A 3126-nucleotide genomic window follows, 5' to 3' on the forward strand; every position below is an offset into this window, starting at 1 on the left:
TTAACATTACCCTTCTTTACCATGGATCCCGCGGTCACGCCGCGGGAAGTAGGAGGGGGAGATGATGCCCTCCACTTGAGCGTTTTCAAATCATTTTACCATACATGCTCGTAAGAACTCGTAAGAACATGACAAGTTTAATTAAATTTCGTCATGATCTGCGATCATGAGTGTTAACTGGACCCTGGATCTGGCTCGAGTCTTGCGACTCTCACTGTCCAGGGAAACAATGTGCGCGTTCTATCTGTATGCCACTTTCAAAAAAAATCTAAACAGTTCAAAAAGAAACTGAAGTCAGTATACCAAAATACACCAAAGGCTTTAAGCTATTTTTTGGATAAAAAATTATAGATTAAATTAACGATGTGTGATAAAAATATCAAACAAATTACTGGGTGTGTAAATTCGATTTTCTCTCCATCGTCATTGCGAGGGGCCCAAATTTAAAAGGGGCCCCGCGGCAATCTTCCCTCCGCCGTCATTGCGAGGGACGCAGACCCGCGGCAATCTCCTTGGAAAATTGAGATCGCCTCACCCCCTGAAGGGGGTTCGCGATGACGATATGAGGAGAACGAGGGTTCGCGATGATGATGTGGGGTAGTTCGTCATTGCAAGGGGCGCAGCTCCGCGGCAATCCCCCCCCTCCTCGTCATTGCGAGCGGCGAAGCTGCGCGGCAATCCATACTTGAGTGTTTGATAAGCTAAAAGTGTGGATTGCCACAAACGCCTTTGTGCTAAAGCACTCAGGCATTTTCGCAATGACGAACCCATAATTTTAGCTCATTTTAGTAAAAACAAATGTCAACAACCCCTAAACAAAAACACATAATTGAAAGTTATAAAATGAAAAAACTTTTCCTCATCACCTTGATTCTATTTAACGTATTATCATTTCAAGCAAAAGCAGTTTTAACCCAAGAAGAAAAAGAAGAACTCACTGATAGATTTTTGGAAAATGCACCCGAACACTCTAAAAAAATACTTAGAAAAAAAATATTATCTAATCGTATTAATTTTGCGGATTTAGATAAATATTCATCCGTATTTATTATAAATAATCTTGAAGAATTTTGTAATTCTTTTCAATGGATTGAAAAATTAATATTAGTCGTTCTGAATATTCCATCATTACCTGAAAGTATAACAAAATTAAAAGAATTAAAAACACTTGAATTAAAACACACTCATACACAAAAATTACCAAACAATATTGGACAATTAAACAATTTAATAGAACTAATGTTAGTTGACAACAACCTCACCTCCTTACCCGAAAGCATAGGACAACTTTCCTCTTTAAAAGAACTTACCATCTACGATAATAAAAATCTTTGCGCTATACCCGAAAGCATAGGGCAAATCTCATCCTTAACACATCTCGACCTATCACAGAACCCAAATCTTCGTTCTTTACCTGAAAGCATAGGACAACTTTCCTCTTTAAAAGTACTTTCTTTATCCTATAATCCAAATTTACGCTTTTTACCAGAATCTTTAAGAAATTTAGCACGTTCTCTTGTATTATTAGATTTAAGACATGCAAACATTCAAGAATTTGGCGAGGGCGAAACGCTCGGCAAGCATGAATTACGCACAATTTTTGGTAATCGCGTTGTTTTTACTGATGAAGAGCGTTTCGGCAAACGCAACCCAAACATCCTCACCGAAATATCTATTCATGATACCTTAACCCAACACCAAGAAAAGACATTACATTTTAATATCGATTGTCTCAAAAATTGTATTTTGGCTGATTTACCCATCACAAACCTAACAGGCGATTCTATGCTTGAACAATGGAAAAGCATTTGGTCCAATCTCAATTTTTCAGATGATACACAGCCAGGTTACCTAGATTTTTATACTCTATCTCAATATGCACCAGACGCCAAAGATCCTTCTAGCAATAAAGAATGCATGAATCAAATTCTATCACCTATTCTTACAGGGTTTTTAAAAACATTATGGGGCATGACATTAGAAGGAAACGAACGTTCTGGCTGGCAAATGGATGATGATCAGCATCCAGATCTTCAAAATGCCATCGCCTATATTTTTAATACAATGATCAACCACGAAGATCCAGAAACACTTTCAATGCAAATGATTCAATTTGTGACAGCTATTCTTCATTGCCCCACGGGTCAAAAAACAGGAATCGATACTGTTATTTTGGCAATGCGGGAAGCTAATTTAGGCAATTCGACACTCGCAGATATCAATGCCGAAGAATTTGAATCAAAACTCAAACAATTTGTGGCGATTGCAAAAGAAAATATTTTTAAACTCGCCATCATTCCCGGTGATTATAGTCAAAACACCCATGTCTTAAATTATTATCATGTTGGATTAAAAGATATTTTAGGCCTCAAATCATTAGCTGCCGTAACTTTAGGTGAGAAATTTGAAGAATTAGGCCGTAATCAATTTAATGGATGTCTTGGCAATGCGTTAAACGCTTTTCTTCATAAATTTGCGCCGAATTATTTGATTAAAAAATTCACAGATTCTTTTGAAACAGATGCGATGAAAATTGTTGATAAAACTTATGCCTTAAAGCCATCAAGCTTAACAAAAGAAGAACGCAAAGAACTCATCACAGCTAAAATTGCACATCCTTTTAAACTAAGCGCATTATTAAATTATATGCTTAAGGAAAAGTTACTCATCATAAATGAGGATGAAATACTCGAAAATTGGGCAGAGTATTTTACAAAAGATCCTATGCATGATTATGTTAATGCACAATTAACAGAAATGGGCGCTCAAAAGATTTTAACACATTTTGGATTGTTGATTGAACGTGAGGATAATATTATCTCGCCCCTCTAGATGGCGCAACTTCGAACCATCCCGCATCGTCATCGCGAACCCCCTTCAGGGGGTGTGGCGATCTCAATTTTTCAAGAAGATTGCCACGGGCCCCATTTTAAATTTGGGCCCCTCGCAATGACGACGGTGGAAAGATTGCCGCGCAGCTCCGCTGCTTCTAATGACCAAGACTTAAGATGTTGATAACAAGTCATTTTTTTTGACATCATTTTCCGGTTTTCTTAACAGCACATATCCCAACGATTGAGCACGCGACATTATATTTTTTAAAACTCTGTCTTTGTATTTTTGCTC

1 protein-coding gene is annotated in these 3126 nt (G+C 37.6%); it reads left to right on the forward strand.

Annotated features, from left to right (window positions below):
• Window positions 1-843: 843 nt before the first annotated feature.
• On the forward strand, window positions 844-2832 hold the full coding sequence (locus Q8L85_00780; protein MDP1723222.1) for a hypothetical protein: 1989 nt from the start codon (window positions 844-846) through the stop codon (window positions 2830-2832).
• Window positions 2833-3126: the final 294 nt, after the last annotated feature.

It is taken from the genome of Alphaproteobacteria bacterium, from assembly GCA_030680745.1.
GTDB lineage: Bacteria > Pseudomonadota > Alphaproteobacteria > JAUXUR01 > JAUXUR01 > JAUXUR01.

Excerpts from the sequence above, each read along its gene's own strand:
- Q8L85_00780 (MDP1723222.1), top strand. The coding sequence starts at position 844 with ATGAAAAAACTTTTCCTCATCACCTTGATTCTATTTAACGTATTATCA.